Raw genomic sequence first — 19536 nt, forward strand, 5'->3', positions numbered from 1 at the left:
AAGGAAAAACCAGAACCGACGAGGGTTCTGGTGTATTTTAGTGCTTTCAAGTTTCAGCTAAAGGTGTAAAAAGTAAATTTTGCTTGTAGAAACTAAAATAAATAGAAAGAAATAAATATGAGATGATTTTATGGATATACGTATAGCGAATACAAAAAGTAGGATTATTAATGGTTTGATTGAATTATTAAGTACTGAAAAGTTGGATCAATGTTCAGTTAGAGAGATTGTTGAGAAGTCTGGAGTCAGTAAAAAAACATTTTATAATCTATATAAAAATAAACAAGATTTTATCTCTCAACTTGAGAATGATATTTTAGGTGAAGTAGAGGATGCTCTTGAGCAAGATCGTAAGTCACTTGAAGGAATAGAAAAAAGAAGTATCGAAGAAATTGCTGGCTATGCTAGTTTTGCGTTTGATCACATTTTAAATTACTGCGATGAAAATAGTGAATTGATCTCTGCACTTCTTTCATCAAATGGCGACATTACTTTTTCAAGGCAGGTAGTACATATTGCTAGAAATGAATTTGGGGTACGGGTTCCAATGTTAGTTGGTGAGATTGATAATAATATTTCGGAATCGGATTATTTTAAAATTTTCACTACTATCTATGTTGATAATATTATTGATGTCTTGCGCTATTGGTTAAATCATAAGGATACTCTGAGTTTAGAAAATGTTAAAGAACTGTTAGGGACAGTTCAAGTAAAATCTCCAGCTATGGCAATGTTAGATTTGGTTAAAGAAAATTAAAAAGAATGCGCTGTCTAGAAATTATGCCTGTGTCTGCGAGTGTAGGACCAAGTATGTTTTACTAAGACACTTTAATTTTTAATTCATTGTCGACGTAGTGCTTTTCATAGCTTGCGTCTTTTTTGAATATAAAAAAGAAACTTGTTTCCTGAGCCGTAAAAAATACCAAATCCGTCAAATTTTCGCCCAAATTTGTCATTTTTCTAAATTTGTTCCACTTTCATGCAATAATAAAATTGAAACTGTTGAAAATTGGAAATTATGTTTTCAAAGGTTTAAAATTCAGGTTAATAATAAATTAAAATATTTTATTTTATTTTATTTTTTACGAAACAAAGAAAGAAGAGGTGTTTTAATGAAAGCAAAACGAACGAAAAGATTATTACATAGTAGGCGTAAAGTTCAAGTAGCAGAGCGTACAACATATATCGGTAATGACAATCATTTACATTTAAATTTTGCAAGTTTTGATGAAGTTAAAAAGGAGGGACAAAAATCTGCACTGAATAAAATTCGACGAAAAACGATTAAAACTGAGCTAGAGCAATATCAACATAATAATTCTAAGCATATTCGACTCAAGCCATATTACGATGCTCATATTCCTGTTCATTGGATTGGAATTGTTAGTGATGTTACTATTCCAAATAAGTTTGATAAACTCGAAGGTTCTATTTTAATTGATAAGATTGCAACTGAAGATCATGAAGAATTATTTGATTACCATATTTGGCTTAATGTGACTGCAATCAAAATGCTAGTGAAGAAAAATAATCAAAAATTAAGTGTAGGTGATTACATTGAAGGAATTAGTTATGTTGTGCCATACGAATCAAGTGGAATTAGTAAATATGGACTTGGCGCAACTGTAATTTTAAATTGTGGTATTTTTACTGGAAAAGTTAAAGCTGAGACCCTCATTAGTAACTATGAACGTGGCGATGATTGGGTGCTAGATATGGAAAATTCAACTGCTGGACAGGAAGCTAGAGATAAGTATGAAATTGGAGAATTTAATCCTGACTCTGTTGAAGAATTAGCGGGACATGTTAGTTGTACGTATCAACCAAGTCGTTATAATAAATTTCAAGAACGATTAATTAATGACGAAAAGATTGTTAATGCAGCACCACTTCCTCTAGTATCTAAGGCTTTACAAACTTATACTGCTGAAGTTCAAAGTGTATTTGCTAAAAGAATTTTTCAAGATGATGAAATTACTTTTGAACCAACAATTAGCCTTAATAAAGTAATTAATGAACACGGTAGATTAATTTCGAAATCAACTATTATTCCGTATCCTGAACAACTAGCCGCAATTGGATTAGTTCCAGAAGATAGTAAAATAAATTTTAAAGCAATTGGTAGTCAAAAACATGAACAATTATTTGAAATTCAAGCTGCTACAATTGATGATAATATTAAGGATGAAATGAAGATGATCCCACAGGATGCAGAAGCACTAGCCGGGTATTTATTATATATTGACAACCGCCCGGATAATATTCAGACAAAATCTGGACAAAAATGTCTCGAGAAGTTTTTTGATTGGGCTAGAGAGAATGATATTATTCCGTCCAGCTTACGAACAACTGATAAGGCTTGGGATAGCACCGCTACTTATACTGGTGCAGAATTAGCACAATATTTAAAGTTTCCAGTTAGTTGGATTGACAATTTAGTTTGGCAAGATATGCTGATTCCGATTGATGATCAAGTAAATATTGAAGATATGAAATTTGCTGGTACAGAAATTGATAAATTACATGAGATTCAACAAGCCAATACAGAGTTTTTAGCTAAAGAAGTAAATAGACGCTATCATTTTTATCGAGCAAAGGATATTGCTGAAATTGTCGATCTGAGTGTATATCAAGTAGCAGGGATGATTGTGAATACCGGCTACAAGTCATTTAATAAGTATTATGGTGAAAATGTTCTTAAGATCATCAAAAATAAAGTAGAGAGAAAACCAATTATGCAGCATAGTAGAACTAAAGATTTGCTTAATCGTTTTGGAACTAACCGTAGTGGTGTGGTTGTGAAGCGAGAAATTCCTAAAGATAAGAGCATTAAGATCTTGCAAACTACTGAACCTGAAGAAGTAGCAACTCCAACTGTTGCTCAGAAGCCGACAGTTGAACAAGTTACTGAAGTTATAGTTTCGAAGGCTGAAGTAGGTGAAGAAAAGACTGAGCCTGAAAAGATTGAAACTTCTGAAGTAGAAGAAACTGCAGAAGTGGTTCAAGCAACTGAACCAGCTGAAGTAACTCCTGAAGCAGATTTAGAGCCTGAACAAGTTGTTGAAGATAAACATGATAGTAATTCACGTCTTGTTTTGATTACCCAATCAGGTAAGTATTACACTACGCAATTTGCTAATGAAGAAAAGGCAGAAGAGTTTATGTGTGATTCGCTTCTTCCAGGAGAGTTGAACAGATTTATTAAGGCACAAGATGTTAAAACTGGGAAGGTACGACACATTTCTGTTAGAGCCATTCTTGAATGGTCTATGGAGTAAGTTGATAAAAAAGCATGAAGTTATCTAAAATTCGGATAATTTCATGCTTTTATTTTGCCTAATTTCAGATTAAAAGATTTAACGCAAACAATTATAGATTAGAGCTGTAAACTCAAAATGAAATCTATACATTATATCTCTTATTTACAGAATTTCAGAAAGCTGTTATCTTATATTAGATATAGAATAAATGGTTACAATATAGATAATTAAGATATAGTTCCTGTAGAAAAGAGACTGAAAAATGAATATTGATGAAAATAACTACTATGACAGTTATTTTGAAAAAGGGCATATCTGGTTAAAGATCATACAGACTATTGTGATGATTTTTAGTTGGATAGTCTTTTTTCTTCCTTGCATTATTACAACTTTAACTTACATTGCTCACCAGACTCATGGTAGATATGGTTACTATTTCTGGCATTACTCAGAAGGATATGACATGATAAATCTGCTTTTAGTGATCCTCTTATTTGCTGTAGCCATGATTGCAGTATTTTGTATTTCGTTTGGTTACGTTCAAGCTCAACGCGCCCGCGGGTTGGTTACCAAATGGCCAATGTACAACGTTAAAGAAAATATGGAAAAGCGGCAACGAATTGAAGATTATATGGAAGCGCGTTTCGGTAACATTGAATATCGTCATAGTGTACGAAACTACACTGTTAAACCGGAACAAAATATTGCCAAAGACGTCTTTAAGAACGTGATTGAAGCTAAGGAAAAGTAGAATAATGGATTGGAATGAATTTTTTTACGTAGCTGGGGTTGTCGTTTTGATAATCCTTAGTTTGTATCCCATCATTGGCTCTATGTTTTGGGTCTGGGGAACGATTGCCTATGTTCTTTTTCAAAGAGAAAATGAACTGCCTGAAGTAGAAGAGATAAAGCTTGATCATGAACCATTCATTACCATCATGGTGCCGGCTCACAACGAAGAAGTCGTGATTCGGGATACATTAATGTTTTTGCTTACGAAATTAAATTATCATAATTATGAAATTCTGGTAATGGACGATGGCAGTACTGACAAAACACCAGAGATCTTAGCAGAATTACAAACAAAGTATCCTAAATTGCGAGTGATTCGAATTGAGAAGAATTCGGGTAAAGCACATGCTTTCAACATTGGAATGTTTTTTGCTAAGGGAGAGTACATTCTGAGTAACGATGCCGACACAATTCCTGAAAAGGATGCGCTCCGTAAATACATGTACTATTTCATGAGTCCGAAAGGGTTAAATTATGCAGCGATTACTGCCAATATGGATGTTTATAATCGTTCCACAATTTTAGGAAAATCGCAGACTGTGGAGTTTTCAAGTATCGTTGGGATTATTAAACGCAGTCAGACGGCCTTGAACGATACGATGTATGCCTACAGTGGTGCAAATACGATGTATCGTAAAGATTTTCTGATTTCAGTTGGTGGTTTTAGACAAGATCGAGCTACCGAAGATATTAGTATTGCTTGGGATCATACTTTCAATAATTTAACTCCTAAGTTTGCTCCAGATATTGTATTTCATATGAATGTTCCTGAAGATTTAAAGGATCTGTATCACCAAAGAAAACGTTGGGCACAGGGAGGCACTGAAGTTTGGATGACTAATATTTGGAAAGTAGTTAAACATCCCTGGCGCAATCGTTTCATTATGCCGATGATGACAGATGTTACTCTTTCAATTATTTGGTCCTTTTTCTTTTGGATTTCGATGATTATTTTCATCATATCAATGATTGTTTTTGCGTTACAAGGTAATTATGAGCGTGTTTATCATGGTTTTGTCATGAGCTTTATTTTTGTGAACTTTCAGATGATTGCAGGTATTATTCAAGTGTTAGCTGCACTAATAATGGATTTCCACGGTGCTAAAAGAAAATATCTGCGTTTTGCTCCCATTTATCTAATTTTTACTTGGTTAGTTAATCCCACAACTATTGTTATGACTTTTATCCAAGCAATTAAAACGATCAGTGGTAAGGGGAGTGGAAAGTGGGTCAGTCCGAAACGGAAGGTGAACAATGATTAATATGATAAGAATCTTAGTAATTATCTTTCTGGTGTTTACTGCGATCTGTATTTTTTTCTGTATCGAAGCGTATGTTCGTTATAAACGGAAAATTGGTATCGATGAGGACAAGGACTACCATCAAAAATATCAGTATTTTGGCCAGACGATTTATGATAAAAGTAACCATCCAACTGGATATGAGCTACTTCTTCGAGAGTATTCTGCTCAGGATAATAAGTGGCAACTTCCATATGGTGTTGAAAATTTCCCTTTAAACCGGGCGGCAGAGGCGATCGAAGCTCAAGCTAAGCTGTTTGATAATTCAATTAAAATGTTAGCTATTAACATGACTGTTTCTCAGTTGTTAGATTATCGCTCAGAGAATTTTTTGAACTGGGTACAAGGAATTGTTCCTGATAAGTTAATCGTTGTTGAACTGGATGCAAGGGATGTGTTGCAATCTAATTGGTGGAAGAAACGTCGATTGATTCAAATCTTGAAAATTTTGGATCGAAAATATACTGACATTGAAATCTCTATTGAAGGTGTTGATTCATCAACTTTTTGTTATAAGAAGATAGATATGTTTTTGCCATTGATAAGTGATATAAAATTTGATGCAGCCGCTTTCAATAAGTCAGAAAATCACTGGATTGACGTTACATTGGGGCAATGGAAGCAGAAACTTAAAAAGTATGATCTGAATATTGTGCTGGGTAAAGTTGAAACGCAGAACCAGGATGACTTGGCAAAGCAATTAAAGATTGATTACCGGCAAGGTTATTTGTATCAAAAACCAACGCAGATTGAATAATGTGTAAAATGAAAGAGCTTAGGTTTCCTAAGCTCTTATTTCTATACCTTAAATTAATGAGTATCTCTTACATCTTCGACGTCCATATATTTATGCCAATAGAAACCTTGCTGAAAAATATGATCATCACCGCAATAGCGTTGAGCAATTTCCTTGGTACGAACCGCTTCAAGAACGATATCTAAATTCTTTTCTTTAGCGAAAGCGATCCAAGCATCAATAAATTTGATTTTTGTATCAATACTTACATCATCAAAGATTAATAGTGAAAGTTTAACACTACTAATTAGGTCTGCATGGTGGGAAACGAAGCTAAAACTGTTATTACCTGAATCCACATCATCAAGACTAATATTGAAGCCCATTTTCTTAATTCGTTTAAAAGATTCATCGAAACTTCTGATTCCTAGAGTTCCTGATTGAAGCTGACGTTCAGTAATTTCAATATCAATATTGTTGCCATATTTGCTATACAATTCATCTAGAAATTCCCAAACACTAGGAAAAGCAAATTGAATTGGTTCAATATTTAAATTCACATCGACATTTGGATGAAGAGCAAATAACCTGTCTAAAGATGCTCGTTCTGCTTCAATCCATTGTAAGTTATCTTCTTCAGTTCTAATAATTCTGAAGAAGTCATTAATTGGAAAACGATTGTCTTTATCACGAAGCAGCATTTCGTAATGTGAAATTGTCGGATTCATATCTTTATCTATGTAGTAAATCGGTTGGAAGACGTTGTGCCATTCAGTCATGTTTTACTCCTTAAGATCAATTTTTTAAAATCTTCTTAATTATATTCAATCATAAAATTCCATTCAATTAATGGTCAATATTGTTATTATTCGTTTTTTCTTTCAAGTAATCATCGACAACGATTTGTCCACGACCATTTTTCTTAGCTTGATAAACTAATTTATCAGCTCTCTCCAAAGCTTTATTGTAGGTTTCTCCAACTAAGTGTCGAGTAATACCACATGAGAAAGAAAAGGTGACTTTGGTCCCATTAGAAATAGTAACAGGATGAGTTTTGTAATAATTTTCAAATTTCTGTAAAAGATCAATCATATTTTGTGGCTTTGAAGTTGAAATGACGAATGAGAATTCGTCACCACCAAACCGGTAAACTGCACAATGTGGATCAAAATTATAATGAATATCTGCTCTAAGTCGCTTAGAAAAATCGCTTAAGATGATGTTTCCGTTTAAGTGACCGTATGTATCGTTTATTTTCTTGAAATGGTCGATATCAAGAACGCCGATAAAGGTATCGTTGTCTTGAACATCGTGCGATAGAGAATTAATTTCTTTATCAAAAGCACGGAAGTTGAGTAATCCAGTCAAGTCGTCTCTGATACTTTCATAGTGCAGTTTTGCCATTCGCTCATCTTTATCTCGCTCACTGTGCATGCGTTGAAATTCGGCAAGAATTGTAAAAGTAGTTCCTAGGAAAAATACTAATACATAAGACCAAGAAAACATATTATTCATGCTAATCGATATAATATGGGTGATTGCCGTAAAATAAATTCCTAGCGCATATTTGAGGTAATAGGACATATTTTTGATTTTAAGTAAGATAAAACATACTAGTAAAATTAAAAATATTTGAATCAGTGAAGCTTTAAAATTAATAAACTGATACAACTGCAAATAATACTCAAGACTAATGGTAATAGCTGGTGTTATTGCTAGTAGGCACCACCATAGTCTGTTCCGGTTGCGAAGTAACATAGTAACCGGAATTAAGTACATAAAAGTTACAATATGTAAATTGAAATAAGTTAGATCAGCAATACACGCTTCTTGAAAGATGTAGAAAAGTGTAATGCACATCGCATATAACGGTTTTATATTCCAGCCATCGTTTTTAGGATCAAACGTGCTCTCTAGTGTGATTTGGGCAATGATCATGCTAATCGAAATAACTGGTAGGAAAACAGTTGAACAAAATAGCTTAACAAATAAATTCATTGTTTAACCTCGAATTAAAGCTCTGCTAATAAGCAGAATTCAGTAATAAGAATCGGATCCTATAATCCAAAAATATACTATACGTCAATACTATTTTCTTGTAAAATAAAAAAACACTTGGAAAGCTTTGCTTAAAGCTCTGTAGCCATATCTAAGTGTCTTTTTATAATTTTATTACTAAAAGCTTATTATAAATAAAATTACTTCATTACTGCACAACAATAATGCAGAAAAACAAAAATCCAAGATCTGTAGTTTGATCCTGGATTTGTTTTCATTAAAATTTTTAATTAATCTACGAACTTCACTGCAGTACCATATGCTACAACAGATTGCATGTCAGTACCAATTGAACCCGAATCAAAGCGCATCATCACAATTGCATCTGCGCCTTTTTCATCGGCTTCTTCACGAAGACGTTGGATGGCTTGTTCACGTGAATTTTCAATCATTTTGGAATAACCTTTAATTTCTCCACCGACGATGCTCTTAAGTCCTGCACCGATGTCAGAAATGGCATTTCTAGATTGGGTGGTTACACCGAACACTTCACCGATAATCTCGTAGTTGTGGCCAGGGATGTGTTCAGTAGTGGTAATAAGAATTTCCTTCATAATCGCTACCTCATTTCTTAAGATACTATCTATTTTTTGCCTAATTATACGTGATTTGGGGTTATAATGAAACATAATTTATTTAAAAAGAGGATATTTTAATGCGTATTAACGTTTTACAACATACACCTAACGAAGGACCAGGTTCAATTAAGACATGGGCTGATGAACATGGCGACGAATTCTATGTTTACCATCCAGAGACCTTTGGCAAGTTGCCAACCAGTGATGAAACTGACATGCTTGTAATTCTTGGTGGTCCAATGAGTCCTAATGATGATTTAGACTGGATTAAGAAGGAAAGAGTTTTAATTCAAGAATTACTTGATCAAAATAAGCCAATTATCGGTGCTTGTTTTGGTGGCCAACAAATTGCTAAGACCTTAGGCTACAATATTTTAGACGCTCCTCATAAGGAAGTAGGCTGGGCACCTGTTTACTTAAAAGACAAAACTATTTCAAGCATCCCCGAAAAATTAATTGCACTTCACTGGCATGAGCAAATGTTTGAAATTCCAGATGGTGCAAAATTACTCTTCTCAAGCGATTTGGTTAAAAATCAAGGCTTCCTATACAAGGATAATGTGGTTGGCTTGCAATTTCACTTTGAGCCAGAAGAAGACAACGTTAGAGAAATTGCAGTTAACGATAGTGAATATCCCCTCGAAGCTAATGATTTACATCAGACTGGTGAAGAGATTATTGCATATGGTGTACCTAAAGAAAATAAGGAAGTAATGTTCAAGATTTTGAATTACATTACTAAACGTAGATAGGAAATAATAGTATAATTATTTGTATTATGAAAAAACTTACTACATTTTTATTTACAATCGCAGCAGTTTTTACTCTGGCTGCCTGCAGTAATTCAAATGCTGGACAACATAATTCAAATAATCAATCAGCAATTGCTAAGACTAGAACCATTAAAAAGGTGAAACCTAAATTATCAAGCACACCAACGCTATTTTTCCATGGGCTGCTTGGTAGCTATAAGACGGAAGAATATATTGCTAATTATGCTAAAAAATCTGGCGCAACTAACAGCGTCACTCGTGCTAATGTTAGTCAAAACGGCAAGGTAAAGCTAGTTGGTAAAATCAAAAAGAATGCGGTTAATCCATTAATTGAGGTTAACTACGCTGATAATTTTCAAACCAACTTTGCACAAAACGGCATCTATGCCACTAACGTGGTGAAGGCATTGCAGAAAAAATATGGTATCAAGACCGTGAACATGATTGGTTATTCTCTAGGTAACATGTCTATCATTCATTACCAACTCAAGAATGGGAACAATCCTAACATGCCGCGTCTGGTGAAGCAAGTAGACATTGCGGGGCATTTCGATGGTGCTGACTTTAAGCAATTGCCAAAGGAGTACCGTAACCCAGCTAATTTGACGATTGATGCTAATGGTAAACCGAGCAAGATGAATGCCACATATAAGCAAATGCTTCCAGCAAGGAAGGTTTATCAAAAGCATCCCGTTTCAGTTCTCAACATCTATGGTGATACTGGTAATGGCAGTGATGGGGTAGTGAAGAATATTTCGTCAATGACCTTACATTATCTTGTGGCAAACAGCTCTTATCAAGAAGCTAAATATTTAGGCTCAAGTGCTGAACATGGTAAATTAACTGAAAATCCTGAAGTGGCTTCACGTATAATTCAATTCTTATGGTAAAAAAAGACGACGCTCAATTAAGAACGTCGTCTTTTAGTTTCGTTATCAAGAAATCTTACTTGTTAACTGCTTCCTTCAAAGCCTTACCTGGCTTAAATGCAGGAACTTGAGTTGCAGGAATAGTAATTTCCTTACCAGTTTGAGGGTTACGGCCCTTACGTGCAGCACGGTGACGAACTTCAAAAGTACCGAAACCGATCAATTGAACCTTGTTACCCTTAACTAATTCTTCTTGAATTGATGAAGTTACAGCAGCTAAAACAGCTTCTGCGTCCTTCTTCTTCATTTCAGTCTTTTCAGCGATTTCCTTAACTAATTCAGCTTTATTTACTGATGCCATATTAAAAACCTCTTTCTTCTAATGATATTTTTTGTTGTGGCCGGAAAAAATGTCATGCTATCGGCCTTTACGTTCATTAATTGTACCATTAACTTTTGCAGTTTGAAACAGCAAAAGCTTGATTTAATGCAATTTTTGCGAGTTATTTATCACTTTTGTACTTTTTTAGTACTTCTGCTTGAACATTGATCTTACCGGCAGCGTTTTGTTCCCAGTGAACCCCTTGAATTTCCGGTACAAAGCCAGGAAAACTTTCGATTGCGCCGACTAAGACCTGGAAGTATGTCTGGTCAATTCTACTCCACTTTTCTCCTGGTGCAACAATGAAGACGCCTGGTGGATAAGGAAGGGCACCTTCAGCAGCAACACGTCCCACAATATCGTCTAAGTTGACGAGTTCACTACGGTTCTTCATGAATTCTTGATCGGCCACACGCGGAGTTATTTCATAATTTTGCATATGAGGCTTATTGAATAATTCTTTTTGCAAAGTGAAAGTCTTATTTTTCTTGTAGTATTCGTGAATTTCTTGACAAAGCTGCTTTAAAGTATAACCTTTGTAGCGTTCTGGAAACTCTTGACTTAAACTTGGTAAAACTTTGTCAAGCGGAGCATCTTCATTATAGAGTTTTTCAAATTCAAGAAAGGCAGCCATTAATTCATCTAGGTCTTGTTGAGTATCGCCAGGGGTTAACAAGAAAAGAAGAGAGTTCAAATCATCTTTAGCACGAATAATGTGTTTTTCTTTCAAAAACTTGGCAACAACTGCGCCTGGAATTCCTGATTCTTCATATCTAGCATTCTTTACATCGATTCCTGGAGTGATAACAGTGATTTTTAATGGATCAAGCATTGCTTCGCCGGGATCCATTTGAGTAAAGCCATGCCAGGCATCGTTCTTACTTAAGTCCCAATACTTACTGTTAGTTGCTAAGTCATCATCGCTGATTTCTAAGTAATCGTCAGGCACAAGTGGCTTAAACAATTTCGATTTTTTAAGTAGGTCTTTACGCCACTTAATACCTTTTCTTAAGATTTGATCCCACCAGATCTTATTGCCCTTGCCGCTAGTTAAATAAGCGTTAACAGTCAAAGAAGCATAGATTGGGTATGAATAGCTGGAAGTAACAAACTTAAGGTAGGCGTTGTTGAAGTGTTTGTGGTCAACATAGCGATCTTGTCCCTTCAAGTGCTTATCTTTCTTCAAAATTTGAGAAGTCTGGGCAAAACCAGCTTGTTGCTTATGAAGAGACTGAGTTACTAAGATACCGGGATCGTCTGGACCATAATTCAACTCTAATGGAGATAAATGGTTCATAATTGGCACAAATTGTTCAAAGCCTCCCCAAGCACAGTCAAACAAGACATAATCACAGAGGCTGCCAATACGGTCGATGATCCATTTTGCGTCATAGAAAACACCGTCGTAAGTTTCAGCTTGAACAATTGCTAATCTAAATGGGCGCTTTGACTTAGCCTTTTTAGGATCAACTTTAGCGGCTTCTTCACGCAATTTTTCTTCATTTAAAAAGGCCGGATTCATTTCACCGATTAAGCCAAGTGGGTTGCGGTCAGTAGGGATGTAAACTGGCTTAGCTCCAGCCATGACCAAAGCACTGTTATAAAGAGACTTGTGGTTGTTTCTATCAAACAATACTAGATCGCCTTCTCTTAAGATAGCGCTGGCACAGATTGAATTTGAGCTAGTAGTTCCGTTAGTGCAGAAGTAAACTTTGTCAGCGTTGTAAACTTCAGCTGCCTTTTGCTCAGCTGTTAATGGTGTTCCGCCATGAGTCATCGTATCGCCAAGTTCGGCTACAGTATCACTAGTATCAGCGTACATAAAATTGCGTCCAAAGAAACGGTTTAAGACTACGCCAGCCGGGTGCTTCTCGAAATATTGACCGTTATGGTGACCCGGAGTAGTAAAGCTAGTTGGATGAGCTTCGGCAAAATCAATCAAGTCGGTTAAGAAGCCTGGAACCATCTTTTCGGTGTACTCAGTTGCTTTCTTAATAATAGTTTCTTGATCTTGTTTAGATAATTCATCGCTCACTTGAACAAGCGGAACATCTAAGCCAGTTTCTTTAGTTAATTGCTCTGCCAAGTTAAGTTCGTCTTGATCATTTTTATTTAAAACAATTGCGGCTAATTCAGATATTTCAACTTGCTTATTAAATGTAATTATTTGCCAGTCCGGTAAATTAACATTGTTAACGTTTTTACCAAAAGCGATTTTTAGAAAATCCATTAAAATCTCCTTTCAACTTGTGCAATCTTAATAAAAAAAGCCTTGAAAACATTGTAGTAATTCATATAGAATTAAACAAGCGTTTTTTTAAAATAGGGAGGGATAATCGCGATGACGTGTTCACACATGCCATTGAAGCCACCAAATGATTGGATTTTGAGTTGAAATTCGGTTATTTTTTGGGAGGAAAAAATTTGGATAAAGAGGATATTTTAACGGATTTAACGCCAGGCAAAAAACACTACATGGCTTGGCCAGTTATTGCTTTGATCGACTTTGTTACGATTATCAGTTTTGAAAACATCTTTTACCCATTTCAAAACCAAGGTCTTTCAGTAGTAATTTCATGGATTTTCCTGCTGTTCTCATACGTAATACCTTACGCATTGATCGCAGCACAAATGAGTTTAACCTTCGACAATCAAGAAGGTGGACTTGCTTCATGGGTAAGGCGCAGTACTAATGATACTTTAGGTTACTGGACTTCCTGGATGTACTGGGTGCAGAGTGTGCCTTACATTGTTGACGTATCAAACTCAGTTATCGTGTCATTCAGTTGGATGATTTTCGGTGATAACAGTTTAGATAAGAAGATGTCAACCTTCTGGTTCGGGATGTTGACCTTCGTTATTATCTTGGTCTTCATCTTACTTGAAAACAAATTGAAGAACTCACTAGAAATCTTGTCACTACTTGGTGGTGGGGCAATGTTCATTATGTCCATGCTCTTTGTTTTACTTGCAGCTTGGGCAGTTATGCACGGTCACCATATTGCAACACAACCATTTAACTGGGGTGCATTTAAGCCATCATTTAGCTTGAATTACTTCTCAACTACTGGACTTTTGATCTTTGCAATGTCTGGTGCTGAACTTGCCGCACCTTATGTTTCTCAAATGAAGAATCCTAAACGTGACTTCCCTAAGGCAATGTGGATGCTTGCAATCATGACTGGTTTTCTTACCATCTTTGGTACTTTAGCCTTGTCCATGTTCTTTAACGCCCACCACATTCCACACGACTTCAAGATGAACGGTCCTTACTATGCATTCCAACTTCTTGGTGAAAGTTTGGGTGTAGGCAAACTCTTGATGTATATCTTTGCTGTTGTGCAAGCCCTCTTCATGATGGCACAATTAGCAGTGCTACTTGATGCATCAAGCCGTGTATTTGCTGGAGATGTTGGCGAAAAGTTTATGCCAAAATGGCTTACTAAGAAGAACAAGAATGGTCGACCAATCCACAGTTATACTTTCACTGTAGGCTTGAGTTTGTTCTTACTTTTGTTAACTGGAACTTTACCTAACATCAACACTATCTATAACTGGTTATTAAATGTTAACGGAATTATTTCACCATATAAGACTTGTTGGGTATTTTTTGCCTTCATCGCAATGAGAATGCACCAAGAGAAGTATCATTCAGATTATGTCTTTATTAAGAATAGAACTGGTGCTTTGACTGTAGGTTGGTGGTGCTTAATCTTCACTTTCATCTGTGCCACTTTAGGCTTTGTACCACAGAACGTAGAATTTGGAACTTTTGCATTTAACCACCAACTTATCTTGAACATTATTACGGTAATTGTCTTGTTCGGGCTTGGCTTTATCTTGCCGCTTCTTCGTAAACACGAAAAGAACAAGGAATTATCAGGTAGTATCGATTAATTAGAAGAGCTTTTGAATTTTTTGCTTCAAGAGCTTTTTTATATTTGGTGAATTTTTGCTATAATTACTGAAAAAATCACAGTCTTTTCATATTTATATGGCAACCTAAGTAGAGTAGGAGAGATTTAAATGAACATATATGGCAAATATCAAGATACCTTAGATGAAATCTTGAATGAATTACTAACGAGATTCAACAATTTAAACACTTCTTATCAAAAAGAAACTGATCAACGTCTGTTTGAGCACTTAATCGGTCGGGTGAAGTCTGAAAAAAGTATGGAAGAAAAGTGTAAGCGCAAAGGTTTACCGCTTACTCCTCACTCAGCTTTGCGTGAAAACCGCGACAGTGTTGGTCTTAGAATCGTCTGCAACTTTATCGACGATATTTATCAATGCATCGATTTAATTGATCAGATGCCTGATGTTGATATTGTGAAGAAAAAGGACTATATCACCAATGCTAAGGCAAATGGTTATCGATCTTACCACATCATTTTGAGCATGCAAGTTCCTGAAGAAGATGTTGATGGTGAGACACCAGGGCACTATTATATTGAAATTCAATTGAGAACAATTGCTATGGATACTTGGGCAAGCTTGGAACACGAAATGAAGTATAAGCACGAAGTTAAAAATGAAAAAATGATTTCTAAAGAACTTAAGCGTGTTTCTGATGAACTTGCTTCCTGTGATGTAAGTATGCAAACAATTCGAAATTTGATTAGAGAAGAGAATTAATATGATGAAAATTTTACTTGCTGAAGACGAACCACAATTATCCCATGTTATGCAAACTGCGTTAGGAACTGCTGATTATAATGTTGATGCTGTTTTCAATGGTCAAGAAGCAGTTGATGCAGTCAAGAAAAGCGCATATGACGTGATAATCTTGGATATCATGATGCCAGTAATGGACGGGATTGAAGCTCTTAGAGAAATTAGATCAATGGGTAATAAAACTTATGTGATGATGTTAACAGCCAAAGCGGAAGTAGATGATAAGGTAACAGGGCTAGATGCTGGAGCTGATGACTATTTGACCAAACCTTTTTCATTAAAAGAATTACTTGCTCGCTTGCGCTCACGTGAAAGACGTGCAGATGATTATTCTACTGACCAACTGACTTATGGAGATTTAACTTTAAATAATCCTGAGCAAGAATTAGTCAGTCAAAATTCAATTAGGTTAGCTAATAAAGAAACAGAATTACTGAATTACTTGATGCTTAATAAGGAAAAAGAAATTTCTAGTGCGGAACTTTTAACTCATATTTGGAATGGTGATCCAGATGCTGATGACCAGGTAGTATGGCTATATATTTCTTATTTACGACAAAAACTCGCATTTATTCAAAGTAAGGTGAGAATTGAAGGCTCAAAAGGTGGCAGCTTTAAGTTAACAGAGTAGGTGAGGAGAATGATTCAAAAAGTTCGTCGAAAGTTTATCATGCTTTCTACGGCGTGTTTAGCAATAGTATTAATCTTTTGCTTAGGATTATTAGTGATTGTTAATTTTAATCAGGCAACTAGGGAAAGAAATCGCGTCATGGATATCTTGGTCACGAATAATGAACAGCTGACGCCGAGTAATTCTGGGAAAGTGGTTGGCAATCGCAATAATCCATTGTCTAGAAATTTTAGTCCGGGTCAAGGTAATCCTGAGTCGGTCTATCAATATCGTTACTTTACTGTGATGGATCTGGATGGGGACGGGAAAAATCTCCAAGTGATGAAGGGGCAAAAAAATTATCGTTTATCAACTAAGCAAAAGAAGCAGGCTGCACAAGAAGTTTTAGAAAAAAATAGAAGAAATAACCAGATTCGTCTAGCTGGAAGTTTTTATAAGTATGAAATAGCAACCAATCCTAATGGTCAACGCATGATTATCTTCTTGAACACTTCCTTGATCTATGCTAGAAGTTGGTACTTGCTTAGAATGTCAACTCTTTTAGGAGTTGGAACTTTGATTATCTTTGCTTTAATCTTAGGATTTTTATCAAATAAAGCGATTAAGCCAATTGCGGCAGCTTATAAAAAGCAAAGAGAATTCATAACTAATGCTGGACATGAATTAAAGACGCCTTTAGCGATCATTTCTGCTAATACCGAAATGGAAGAAATGCTAGGGAACAAGTCTGAATGGACAGAAAGTACTAAGCAACAGACCAAGCGCTTGACTGACTTAATTAATCAATTGATTTCAATGTCAAGGATTGGAGAGCATGGCGATTTGGTGTTAGCAAAAGTTAACTTTTCTGAATTAACTGAAGAAAATTCTAAGAGTTTCTCTTCGATGATGAAAAGCGACAATCTCGATTATCAGATTAACATTCAACCAAATTTGAGTGTAATGGCAGAGAAACGATCACTTGGTGAAGTTGTCAATATCTTACTTGATAATGCACATAAATATTGTTTGGAGAATGGAAAAGTTGTAGTTGACTTGCATCGCAGCACTTTGAACAGAAATGTAATTTTAAAAGTAAGTAACAGTTTCAAAAATGACAAAAAAATTGACTATAATCACTTCTTTGAGCGTTTTTACCGTGAAGATGAATCGCACAATAATAAGAAGTCGGGATTTGGAATTGGATTATCGATGGCTAAAGATATCGTGACTGCCTTTAATGGTAAAATTGATGTTAATTATGATAATAACACTCAGATGATAAGCTTTATTGTGACATTGAAAATTGCAAAATAGATACAGAATCGCTCAATTTTGAGCGATTTTTCTATACAAAAAATCCCCTTCAGTTGAAGGGGAAGTGATAATTACTTTGTTTTAATATAATTTATACCGTCTGCTGCTGGAGCGACAGATTTACCTAAGAATACGACTAAAACGATAATAGTAATAACATAAGGTGCAATCTGCATGTAGACGTTTGGAATATTTGAGATAACTGGTATTTGGTTACCGATGATACTCAAACTCTGAGCAAAACCAAAGAATAATGAGGAAAGCATGGCACCAATCGGATTCCATTTACCAAAAATGACTGCAGCTAAAGCCATGAAACCTTGTCCAACAATCGTTGAAACAGAAAAGTTACCTGAAATAGCTTCTGCAAACACAGCTCCACCGATTCCTCCTAGGAAACCGGAAATAAGAACACCAGCATAACGCATCTTGTAAACGTTAACTCCCATAGTATCAGCTGCTTGAGGATTTTCACCAGCAGAGCGGAGTCTTAAGCCAAAGCGTGTTTTATATAATACCCAAGCTAAAAAAATTGCTAGAATAATTGCAACCCAAGCTGGAGCAGAAGTATTTTTAAAAAAGATAGGTCCTATAAATGGAATGTTTGCAAGACCTGGGAAGCTATAGTAACCAAAATTGGCAGAGATATTTTCAGTTTGACCTTTATCATAAATGGCCTTAATTAGGAATACTCCCAATGGTGGGGCCATAATATTCAAAACCGTTCCACTAATAATATGATCAGCGTGGAAATTGATTGTGGCTACGGCATGTAGAAGGGAAAAGATCAATCCAACAACACCACCGACTAACGCGCCGAGCCATGGAGTTGCTTTACCAAAAGTAGAAGCAAAAGTTAAATTGAAGACGATTGAAGAGAATGCCCCCATCGTCATAATTCCTTCAAGTCCAATATTTACAATTCCTGAATTTTCGCTGTATACGCCACCTAATGAAGTGAAAATTAGAGGAGCGGAATACACAAGAGTCGAAGAAACAATTAATGCTAGCATTGCAGTGATATCCATTAGATTTGATCCTTTCTAGGAATTTTGATTCCAGGTCCATCGACACTGTTGTTAGGACCGATTTGCTCACCTTTTTTAAGTGGGTGTTGATTTTCGTAATTCTTTTTAACCTTGAATAAGAGACCGATTACGTAGTTGATGGCAACGAAGAAGATAATAGCTGCGATAACAATTTCTACGATTTCATAAGGCACACCGGCCACAGTTTGCATTCCCAAACCACCAATTTTCAAAATTGAGAAAAGTAAAGATGCAATCAAAATACCACCAGCAGTGCAGCTACCTAATAAGGCAACCGATAATCCATCCCAGCCAATGCTCAAGCTAGTAGTCTGAGTGAAGTAGTTCTGGTAAGTACCCAATCCTTGAATAACGCCACCGATTCCTGCAAAACCACCTGAAAGAACCATAGATAAGATGATGTTCTTTTTGGAAGACATCCCTGCATAACGACTAGCAAATGGGTTAAGACCAACAGCTTTTATTTCAAAACCAACAGTTGTTTTTTTCATCAAGAACCAATATATGACAGCTGCAATCAAAGCCAAAAAAATTCCGGCATTGATTCTTGAATCACCAAACATGGAGCTGAGCCAGTCAATCTTCAAGCTTCCGTTAGCAGAGATATTCTTAGTAGTATCAGTGTCAACGCGCAATTTAGAAGACATTACTTGTTGCATTAAGTATTGGCATGAATAAAGCACGATGTAATTTAACATGATTGTAGTAATAACTTCGTTTGTACCGAAGTACGCTCTTAAGACCCCGGCAATTCCGGCAACAACGGCCCCGGCAACGGCTCCCAGGATGATTGCTAGTGGAAGTAAGATGATCTTGGGCATATTAGGGTGGGCTAGGACAAACCAGATTGAAGTTAGCCAACCTGCTTGTGCTTGACCTGGTAAACCAATATTGAAGAAACCAGCATTAGAAGCAATGGCAAAACCAATTGCAGTAAAAATGAGTGGGGTTGCTTCACGAATAGTTTCACCAATTCCATTCATGTTGCCTAATGCACTTTGGAACATGGAGAGATAACCTTCAATTGGATTGTAGCTCCAAATTAACATGATCAAAGCACCAACAAGGAAACCAGCGATTACAGAAACAATTGGTACTAGAATATCTTTTGTTTTTTTACTAACTTTAATCAAT

The 19536-nt window shown here is 35.8% G+C and carries 18 protein-coding genes; 11 read left to right on the forward strand and 7 right to left on the reverse strand.

Annotated elements, in window-relative coordinates:
* Positions 1 to 130 precede the first annotated feature (130 nt).
* The 5 genes from FC46_RS05205 (at position 131) to FC46_RS05225 (ending at position 6110) form a co-directional block, all read left to right on the forward strand.
* A complete protein-coding gene (locus FC46_RS05205; RefSeq protein WP_057798558.1) occupies positions 131 to 757 on the forward strand; it encodes a TetR/AcrR family transcriptional regulator in 627 nt (208 codons plus the stop codon).
* A 355-nt stretch (positions 758 to 1112) separates the two neighbouring features.
* Complete coding sequence (locus tag FC46_RS05210) at positions 1113 to 3278, forward strand: hypothetical protein (protein WP_057798560.1); 2166 nt, start codon at positions 1113 to 1115, stop codon at positions 3276 to 3278.
* A gap of 244 nt (positions 3279 to 3522) precedes the next feature.
* Complete coding sequence (locus FC46_RS05215; RefSeq protein WP_057798562.1) at positions 3523 to 4011, forward strand: hypothetical protein; 489 nt, start codon at positions 3523 to 3525, stop codon at positions 4009 to 4011.
* Positions 4012 to 4015: 4 nt separating this feature from the next.
* Positions 4016 to 5314: a glycosyltransferase family 2 protein gene (locus FC46_RS05220; protein WP_057798564.1), complete on the forward strand. Its 1299-nt coding sequence runs from the start codon at positions 4016 to 4018 to the stop codon at positions 5312 to 5314.
* Complete coding sequence (locus tag FC46_RS05225) at positions 5307 to 6110, forward strand: EAL domain-containing protein (RefSeq protein ID WP_057798566.1); 804 nt, start codon at positions 5307 to 5309, stop codon at positions 6108 to 6110. The genes FC46_RS05220 and FC46_RS05225 overlap by 8 nt, the downstream gene beginning before the upstream one ends.
* 53 nt (positions 6111 to 6163) lie before the next feature.
* On the opposite strand, the gene FC46_RS05230 is transcribed toward FC46_RS05225, so the two are convergent.
* The 3 genes from FC46_RS05230 to FC46_RS05240 form a co-directional block, all read right to left on the reverse strand.
* Positions 6164 to 6868: an EAL domain-containing protein gene (locus FC46_RS05230; RefSeq protein WP_057798568.1), complete on the reverse strand. Its 705-nt coding sequence runs from the start codon at positions 6866 to 6868 to the stop codon at positions 6164 to 6166.
* 67 nt (positions 6869 to 6935) lie between these two features.
* A complete protein-coding gene (locus FC46_RS10325) occupies positions 6936 to 7595 on the reverse strand; it encodes a GGDEF domain-containing protein (RefSeq protein ID WP_236702294.1) in 660 nt (219 codons plus the stop codon).
* Between the two features lie 782 nt (positions 7596 to 8377).
* Complete coding sequence (locus FC46_RS05240; protein WP_057798632.1) at positions 8378 to 8704, reverse strand: heavy metal-binding domain-containing protein; 327 nt, start codon at positions 8702 to 8704, stop codon at positions 8378 to 8380.
* A gap of 98 nt (positions 8705 to 8802) precedes the next feature.
* Between FC46_RS05240 and FC46_RS05245 the strand changes: the two genes are divergently transcribed.
* Both FC46_RS05245 and FC46_RS05250 read left to right on the forward strand, forming a co-directional pair.
* Positions 8803 to 9477, forward strand: a complete 675-nt coding sequence (locus FC46_RS05245; RefSeq protein WP_057798570.1) for a type 1 glutamine amidotransferase — start codon at positions 8803 to 8805, stop codon at positions 9475 to 9477.
* Positions 9478 to 9503: 26 nt separating this feature from the next.
* Complete coding sequence (locus FC46_RS05250) at positions 9504 to 10388, forward strand: alpha/beta hydrolase (protein ID WP_057798572.1); 885 nt, start codon at positions 9504 to 9506, stop codon at positions 10386 to 10388.
* 55 nt (positions 10389 to 10443) lie between these two features.
* Here FC46_RS05250 and FC46_RS05255 read toward each other — a convergent pair whose 3' ends face one another.
* The gene (locus FC46_RS05255; protein WP_057798573.1) at positions 10444 to 10728 is read right to left on the reverse strand and encodes an HU family DNA-binding protein; all 285 of its coding nucleotides are present in this window, start codon (positions 10726 to 10728) and stop codon (positions 10444 to 10446) included.
* A 142-nt stretch (positions 10729 to 10870) separates the two neighbouring features.
* Complete coding sequence (locus tag FC46_RS05260; RefSeq protein ID WP_057798575.1) at positions 10871 to 12979, reverse strand: putative ornithine decarboxylase; 2109 nt, start codon at positions 12977 to 12979, stop codon at positions 10871 to 10873.
* Between the two features lie 194 nt (positions 12980 to 13173).
* On the opposite strand from FC46_RS05260, the gene FC46_RS05265 reads away from it, so the two are divergent.
* The 4 genes from FC46_RS05265 (at position 13174) to FC46_RS05280 (ending at position 17353) form a co-directional block, all read left to right on the forward strand.
* Positions 13174 to 14646: an APC family permease gene (locus tag FC46_RS05265; protein ID WP_057798577.1), complete on the forward strand. Its 1473-nt coding sequence runs from the start codon at positions 13174 to 13176 to the stop codon at positions 14644 to 14646.
* A 129-nt stretch (positions 14647 to 14775) separates the two neighbouring features.
* On the forward strand, positions 14776 to 15387 hold the full coding sequence (locus FC46_RS05270) for a GTP pyrophosphokinase (protein ID WP_057798579.1): 612 nt from the start codon (positions 14776 to 14778) through the stop codon (positions 15385 to 15387).
* Between the two features lie 4 nt (positions 15388 to 15391).
* Positions 15392 to 16057, forward strand: coding sequence for a response regulator transcription factor (locus FC46_RS05275; protein ID WP_057798633.1), 666 nt, complete (start codon positions 15392 to 15394; stop codon positions 16055 to 16057).
* A gap of 9 nt (positions 16058 to 16066) precedes the next feature.
* Positions 16067 to 17353, forward strand: a complete 1287-nt coding sequence (locus tag FC46_RS05280) for a sensor histidine kinase (RefSeq protein WP_057798581.1) — start codon at positions 16067 to 16069, stop codon at positions 17351 to 17353.
* Positions 17354 to 17424: 71 nt separating this feature from the next.
* On the opposite strand, the gene FC46_RS05285 is transcribed toward FC46_RS05280, so the two are convergent.
* Both FC46_RS05285 and FC46_RS05290 read right to left on the reverse strand, forming a co-directional pair.
* Positions 17425 to 18381 carry an ABC transporter permease gene (locus FC46_RS05285; RefSeq protein ID WP_057798583.1) on the reverse strand — a complete coding sequence of 319 codons (957 nt, stop codon included), beginning with the start codon at positions 18379 to 18381 and terminating at the stop codon, positions 17425 to 17427.
* Entirely contained in the window at positions 18381 to 19535 is a 1155-nt protein-coding gene (locus tag FC46_RS05290) for an ABC transporter permease (protein ID WP_057798585.1), read from the reverse strand. Before FC46_RS05290 ends, FC46_RS05285 begins: the two co-directional genes overlap by 1 nt.
* Position 19536: the final 1 nt, after the last annotated feature.

The sequence above is a fragment of the Lactobacillus kalixensis DSM 16043 genome (genome assembly GCF_001434335.1).
Taxonomy (GTDB): domain Bacteria; phylum Bacillota; class Bacilli; order Lactobacillales; family Lactobacillaceae; genus Lactobacillus; species Lactobacillus kalixensis.